Source organism: Streptomyces sp. NPDC005303 (assembly GCF_040607335.1).
Lineage (GTDB): Bacteria > Actinomycetota > Actinomycetes > Streptomycetales > Streptomycetaceae > Streptomyces.
Genome location: NZ_JBEXGM010000031.1, coordinates 91,706 through 98,434, shown reverse-complemented (window position 1 = coordinate 98,434; position 6,729 = coordinate 91,706). Strand labels below are relative to the sequence as shown.

The window sequence follows — 6,729 nt, the reverse complement described above, 5'->3', positions numbered from 1 at the left end:
GGCCGAGGCTTCTTCTTCCCCATGCTCTCCATGATGGACATCCTCCCGGGGCTGAACCCCTGATCTCGGATGTCCGTCAAAGCGGATCAAGCCCAACTCGACGCGGCCAACGTCCGGCGAGACTTCAAGGCCATCGTGAAGAAGGCGGGGCTGAAGCCGGAGTGGACCCCGCGGGAGCTCCGGCACAGCTTCGTGTCCCTGCTCTCCGACCATGGCATCCCCTTGGAACGCATCGCGCTCTTGGTCGGTCACAGCAGCCAGGCGACCACAGAGGCGGTCTACCGCAAGCAGCTCCGGCCCGTGATCACGCAGGGTGCTGAAGCAATGGACGACATTTTCGCCGACGCTGAGGGCGACGTGGAGTAACAAGCTGCGCCCCACTCTGCGGTATCTGCAAAGGTGCGCAGAGCGGGGCCCGCTGTCCTGCGGAATGAGTCTCGATGACGAATCCGCACGGCAGCGGGAGCAATTCACCTACGCGGCAGCATGCCGTGGAACCGTCGGCGGGGGATGTATCCCTTATGGCACAAGGTGATCTCGTGCGTGGGCGTAAAACGCTCCCGGTCCACGGGGCGTAGATCGGAGCATCGCAGGTGGTCGCAGGATTGCTCAGCAGCGGCTTTGCGCTCATCGGTGTCCTGCTCGGTGCCGGGCTCACCGCTCGAACCGGAGATCGCCAGTGGACCCGCCAGACGCAGCTGGCTGCCTGCCGTCGCTTGATGGACGAGTTCGCCTTGCTCTACGACTCCATGGCGCGTACGCGCCGGGGTGAGACTCCTGACCTGGCCTGGGCCTCATGGAACCAGGCCCTGACTGAGGTGTCGTTTGTCTGCGCCCAACCGGTCGTGGACGCCGCCTACGCCCTTGATGAGACGCTATGGCGCGCCGACTGGGCGATCCACGGTGGCCAGACCGGACAGGAAGCGTGGCTGGAACTTCGACGGCCGGTAGAGAAAGCTCGCGCCGCTCTGGTCCATGCTGTCCGCCTCCAAACAAGTCCGCGCCTGCGTGGTTCAGTCCGAACGCTCGGGCGGCCAGTGGATGAGGACCCCATGTGGAGGAACCCGCAATCTTGACATCGGGGACGCCTGACCAACTTCGTTTGGCCCCCAGCACGACAGAGGCCCAATCGCGATCAAGCGATTGGGCCTCTGACCTGTGTCGGGGTGGCGGGATTTGAACCCACGACCTCTTCGTCCCGAACGAAGCGCGCTGCCAAGCTGCGCTACACCCCGATCGTCGCTGCTCGTCGCGGCGACGTCGTTTACTTTAGCCCACCGGTGGCTGGAGACGAAATCCGGTTTTGGCGCGGTGGCGGATGGGGTTCGGGCGGGCGTGGTCGAGGGCGACCAGGAGGATTGCGAGGGCGTAGAAGGAGAGGCCGAGGAGGAGGGCGTTGCCGAGGACGTTCTTGTAGCCGTGGAGGTCCACGTCCAGGAAGGGGTAGAGGTAGCGGCCGGCTGTGCCCGGGAGGATCAGTTCGCCTCGGGTGAAGGAGAAGAGCAGGTACGCCAGGGGGTACAGCAGCCAGGTCGCCGCCTGGCGCAGGTGCAGGCGGCCGGGGGCGGTCAGCAGGAGCCAGTCCGCCAGCGCCGCCGCGGGGATCACCGTGTGCAGGAGCTGGGCGGTCACCGCGTGCCAGCCCGTCGGGTTCGCCGCCTGGCCCGTCAGGACGAACGGGCTCGCCGCGTTCGCCAGCAGCACGTGGTGCACCAGGGCCGTGATCGTGACGTAGAGCAGGGCTGCTCCCGTCAGGGCGGACGGCAAGGGGCGGCGGGCGGTCCACGCTCTGCGGGCCGACAGCAGGAACACCGTCGCCAGCAGGATCGCGCTCTGGATCGAGAAATAGCTCAGGGTGCGGACCGCGCTGCTCAGGAGCAGCTCGACGGTCACGGCCCCCGCGGCGGTCAGTGCCACCAGTACGCGGTAGGCGGCGGCCACGGGATGGCGTACGGGAGCCACCACCGCCGTGGCGGGGACGGGCGAGGGCAGGAATGCGGGCATGCCCGGAAGTGCGGGGAGGTCCGGGATGTCCCTGGGTATCGGCGCGGTCATGCCCTCACGCTAGACATGACCGGCAAAAGGGGCGATTCGGGCGGGCCGTGTGGGTTAACACTTCCTACGCCCGGCCCACCAGCTCCTACTCCCGGCCCACCAGCGTCAGCAACGTCACCTCAGGCGGGCACGCGAACCGCACCGGTGTGTAACGGCTCGCGCCGCAGCCCGCCGACACGTGCAAATACGACGTCCTGCCCTCCGCTGTGTGCCTGGACAGACCCTTCACCCGGTCCGTGTCCAAGTCGCAGTTGGTGACGAACGCGCCGTAGAAGGGGAGGCAGATCTGGCCGCCGTGGGTGTGGCCGGCGAGGATCAGCGGGTAGTCGTCGGCCGTGAAGGCGTCCAGGACGCGGAGATACGGTGCGTGTACGACGCCCATGGAGAAGTCGGCCGCCCCCGACGGGCCGCCGGCCACCTCGGCGTAGCGGTCCCGCTTGATGTGCGGATCGTCCAGGCCGGTCAGCTCCACCGACACGCCCTCGATCTTCAGCATGCCCCGCGTGTTCGTGAGGTTCTGCCAGCCCGCCGCGTCGAACCCGTCCCGCAGGTTCTCCCACGGGTTGTGGACGACTCCCACGGCGGGTGGGTTGCCGTTCAGGCCGTGGCGGCCCTGGGTCTTCTCGTACAGGTAGCGGGCGGGGTTACGGAACTTGGGGCCGTAGTAGTCGTTGGAGCCGAAGACGTACGCGCCCGGGAACTCCATCAGCGGGCCCAGCGCGTCCAGGACCTCCGGCACTGCCTCCGGGTCCGAGAGGTTGTCGCCCGTGTTGATCACGAAGTCCGGGCGCAGGCCCGCCAGCGAGCGCAGCCAGCGCTGCTTCTTGCGCTGCCCGCCGACCATGTGGATGTCGGAGACCTGGAGCACCCGCAGGGGGCCCATGCCGGGCGGCAGGACGGGGACCGTCACTCGTCGCAGCCGGAAGGAACGGGCTTCGAAACCCGCCGAGTAGACGAGGCCGGCGGCGCCAACCGCCGCGATCCCCAGGGGAACTCCGTATCGCGCGCGCATGCCTCCATCGTGTCAGATCACGAGGACATCCTTGACCGGGCGCCCGCGGCCCCGTAACGCCGGGCGCCCGCAACCCTCTAATGCCCGGCGCCCGCGAACCCGTAACGCCAGCTACCCGCGACCCCGTACCGCCGGGAGCCCGCGACCCCGTAATGCCGGGCGCCGTAACCCCCTGATGCCCGGCGCCCGCGACCCCGTATGCCGGCCACCCGCCGCCCCGTGGCCCTGGGCGCCCCCCACCTCGTACCGCCCCCACCCCGTACCGCCCCCGTAAATGCCCGCGCACCCCCCACCCCGCACCTGCGACAATCAACCCCATGACCACGCTCAAGTCGAAGCTGCAGGTAGACCTCAACGCCGCGATCAAGGGGCGCGACGAGCTGCGCTCCTCGACGCTCCGGATGACGCTCGCCGCGATCACCAACGAGGAGGTCGCGGGCAAGGAGAAGCGTGAGCTCTCCGACGCCGAGGTGCTGAAGGTGATCACCAAGGAGGCGAAGAAGCGCCGCGAGGCCGCGGATGCCTTCGCCCAGGGTGGTCGCGCCGAGTCCGCCGAGCGGGAGAAGGCGGAGGGCGAGGTCCTCGCCGAGTACCTGCCCAAGCAGCTCAGCGACGAGGAGCTGAACGCCATCGTCGCCCAGGCCGTCGAGGAGGCGAAGGCGGCCGGCGCCGAGGGTCCGCGGGCCATGGGTGCCGTCATGAAGATCGTGAACCCGAAGGTGGCCGGCCTGGCCGAGGGCGGTCGGGTCGCCGCCGCGGTGAAGAAGCTCCTGGCCGGCTGAGAACAGCACCTGCCGGTCGTACGAGAGCCCGGTCCCGCGCGTGCAGCGGGACCGGGCTCTCATCCGTGGGTAGGGCTCCGGGCGTCAGCCGCCGTCAGCCGCGCCCGCCCCCGTTACCGTTCCCGTTGCTCTGGCCCTGGATGAAGTTCTCCGGGATCGAGAAGGTCGGCGTCGGGAAGGTGGTGTTGCCGTCACCGCCGTTGCCGCCACCGCCGTTGTCGTTGCCGCCGTTGTCGTTCCCGCGGTTGTCGCCGTTGTCACCGTCGTCGTTGCCCTTGCCCTTGCCGGGGTCTTCCTTCTTCGGCATGTCCGGGATGTAGACGGTGTTGAACTGCGGGGCGTCCTTGCCCTCCAGCGCGCCGGTCATCATGTCGCGCCAGATCGGGCCGGGAACCTTGCCACCGAAGACCTTGCCGTACCCGACGCCGCCGATGGTGATGTTCTGCATCTTGCGCTTGTGCGCCGGGTCGCCGACCCAGACCGCGCCGGCCATGTTCGGCGTGTAGCCCACGAACCAGGCCGCGTAGCGCTCGTCGGTCGTACCCGTCTTGCCCGCGCTGTCACGGCTGGGGCCGAGGCCCGCCTCCGAGCCCGTGCCGTCCTCGACCACGCCCTTGAGGAGCGTGTTGATGGTGTCGGCGGTGTTCTCCGACATCGCCCGCGAGCAGGTCGACTTCGGGACCTGGAGGGACTTCGACTTCTCGCCGGCCCGCTGGGTGATCGACTCGATGGCGACCGGCGTGCAGTACATCCCGCGCGCGGCGAAGGTCGCGTACGCGTTCGCCATGGTCAGCGGGGACACCTCCTGGGTGCCCAGGGCGATCGAGGGCCGCTGCTGCAGCTTGCCGCCGTCCGCGCGTTCGACCCCCATCTTCGCGGCCATCTCCGTCACCGGGCAGACACCGATGTCGCTGATCAGCTGCACGTAATAGGTGTTGACCGACTTCGCGGTCGCGGTCTTCATGTCGTACGGGCCCACCTCCGACTCGTTCTCGTTGGTGAGCGAGACGCCCTTCTCGTTCCAGACCTTGCTGTCACAGAGCTGGACCGGGCTCGGGTAGTCCATCTTGTACGGCGAGGAGTAGATCTTCGTCGCCGGCGTACCCCCCTCGATGGCGGCCGCGGCCACGATCGGCTTGAACGTCGAACCGGGCTGGTACCCCGCTCCGCCGCCCATGTCCTGATCGACCGAGAGGTCGAGCGTCGTCTCGTTCTTCTTGGTGTTGATGCCGTACGGCCGCGACTGGCCCATCGCCAGGATCTTGCCGGTGCCCGGCTGGACGATGGTCGCGGCGGTGGCCACCTGGTCGTCCTGGTAGACGTGGTCCTTGATGGAGTTCTGCACCGAGTTCTGGGCCTGCGGGTCCATGGTGGTGCGGATCGTCAGACCGCCCTGGTTCCAGACCTTGGCCCGGGCCTCCTTGCTCTTGCCGAAGACCGGGTCGGTCAGGAAGACCTCACGGACGTAGTCGCAGAAGAAGCCGGCGCCCTTGACGGCCGTGATGCAGCCGTTCTTCGGCTTGCTGACCTTGAGGCCCAGCGGCTGCTCCTTGGCCTTGTCGGCCTCCGCCTGGGAGACGTCGCCGACCTCGGCCATGCGCTGGAGCACGGTGTTGCGCCGCTTGGTCGCCTCGGCCTCGTCGTTGACGGGGTCGTAGCGGCTCGGGGACTGGACGATGCCCGCGAGCAGCGCCGACTGCGCGAGGCTGAGGTCCTTGGCATGCCGGGAGAAGTACCGCTGGGAGGCGGCCTCGACGCCGTACGCCTGCTGGCCGAAGAAGGTGATGTTCAGGTAGTTCTCGAGGATCTTCTTCTTGCCGAGTTCCTCTTCGAGCTGGATGGCGTACTTCAGCTCGCGGATCTTGCGGCCGAGGGTCTGCTGGGTGGCCTGGGCGACCTTCGTCGGGTCGTCACCGGCCTCCTCCACCGCGACGTTCTTCACGAGCTGCTGCGTCAGCGTGGAGGCGCCCTGGGCGACCCCACCGCTCTGGGCGTTCTTGTTGAGCGCGCGCAGGACGCCCTTCAGGTCGACCGCGCCGTGCTGGTAGAAGCGCGAGTCCTCGATCGCGACGATCGCCTTCTGCATGTACGGCGAGATGTTCTTGACGTCGACCACCGTACGGTCGCGCGAGTACACCGTGGCGATGGTGCCGCCCTCGCTGTCGAGGATCGTGGTGCGCTGGCTGAGCGGCGGGGTCTTCAGGTTGGTCGGGAGCTCGTCGAAGCTCTCCACCGACCCCTTGGCCGCGAGCCCCAGCGCGCCGGCCGCGGGCAGCGCGATGCCGGCCATCACCGCTCCCGCGAGGACACTGACACCGAGGAACTTGGCGGCCTGCTGCGTGGGCGACAGACCGCCGCCCGAGCGCTTCTTCGACATAGGGGGCAGCCTAATCCGTCCACATGAGCGTTCAGAGGGAGCCCATGTCACGGCATGGCGACGGAAGCGGGCACGACCGCGTCGGAGCGGGCATGACGACAGGAGCGCCCTACCTTCTCATTCGCCGGACACGCGCACAGGCGTTGGCCTAAGCTGCTCTCAACTGTCACAGCAGTAGGGCCACGTATCAATACGTCCGGCGACCCCGAATCGTTCCGGTCGTTCCCCGATTTTTTTGAGGGGCGCGTGTCCGAATCCGCCTCATGTGTCATCAGGTGCCCGTTGTGACGCAAGACAAGTGTCCTGGTTTGCCGGGATAGTCATGTATGTCGCGGGCTCACTCCCCCGGGTGATCTGCCGCTTACGCATAGTCCGTTCGGGCCATTCAAGATTGGGCCCGAAGGGGGTGTTGCGCTGTGCCTGCCTTCCGTAACGTCCTCAACTGGCGGCGGTGAATATGCCGCTGCCGCCGTGGGGGAGCCTCGATTCGGGAGAGGACGGCG

The 6,729-nt window shown here is 67.9% G+C and carries 4 protein-coding genes, 1 tRNA gene and 1 pseudogene; 2 read left to right on the top strand and 4 right to left on the bottom strand.

The window, feature by feature from the left end; genetic code table 11:
- Nucleotides 1-93: 93 nt before the first annotated feature.
- Nucleotides 94-366 (top strand): annotated as a pseudogene (locus ABZT93_RS32255) (tyrosine-type recombinase/integrase); the annotation flags it as partial.
- A 795-nt stretch (nt 367-1,161) separates the two neighbouring features.
- On the opposite strand, the gene ABZT93_RS32250 reads toward ABZT93_RS32255, so the two are convergent.
- The 3 genes from ABZT93_RS32250 to ABZT93_RS32240 form a co-directional block, all read right to left on the bottom strand.
- Nucleotides 1,162-1,235, bottom strand: a tRNA-Pro gene (locus ABZT93_RS32250).
- Between the two features lie 34 nt (nt 1,236-1,269).
- Nucleotides 1,270-2,055: a Pr6Pr family membrane protein gene (locus ABZT93_RS32245; RefSeq protein ID WP_356111330.1), complete on the bottom strand. Its 786-nt coding sequence runs from the start codon at nt 2,053-2,055 to the stop codon at nt 1,270-1,272.
- A gap of 85 nt (nt 2,056-2,140) precedes the next feature.
- A complete protein-coding gene (locus tag ABZT93_RS32240; RefSeq protein WP_356111328.1) occupies nt 2,141-3,067 on the bottom strand; it encodes a metallophosphoesterase in 927 nt (308 codons plus the stop codon).
- A 317-nt stretch (nt 3,068-3,384) separates the two neighbouring features.
- Here ABZT93_RS32240 and ABZT93_RS32235 point away from each other — a divergent pair, with 317 nt between their 5' ends.
- Entirely contained in the window at nt 3,385-3,849 is a 465-nt protein-coding gene (locus ABZT93_RS32235) for a GatB/YqeY domain-containing protein (RefSeq protein WP_356111326.1), read from the top strand.
- Between the two features lie 94 nt (nt 3,850-3,943).
- On the opposite strand, the gene ABZT93_RS32230 is transcribed toward ABZT93_RS32235, so the two are convergent.
- Entirely contained in the window at nt 3,944-6,226 is a 2,283-nt protein-coding gene (locus ABZT93_RS32230) for a transglycosylase domain-containing protein (RefSeq protein ID WP_356111324.1), read from the bottom strand.
- Between the last annotated feature and the right edge of the window lie 503 nt (nt 6,227-6,729).

Coding starts and splice junctions, on each gene's coding strand:
- ABZT93_RS32235 (WP_356111326.1), top strand. CDS start 3,385: ATGACCACGCTCAAGTCGAAGCTGCAGGTAGACCTCAACGCCGCGATC.
- ABZT93_RS32230 (WP_356111324.1), bottom strand. CDS start 6,226: ATGTCGAAGAAGCGCTCGGGCGGCGGTCTGTCGCCCACGCAGCAGGCC.
- ABZT93_RS32245 (WP_356111330.1), bottom strand. CDS start 2,055: ATGACCGCGCCGATACCCAGGGACATCCCGGACCTCCCCGCACTTCCG.
- ABZT93_RS32240 (WP_356111328.1), bottom strand. CDS start 3,067: ATGCGCGCGCGATACGGAGTTCCCCTGGGGATCGCGGCGGTTGGCGCC.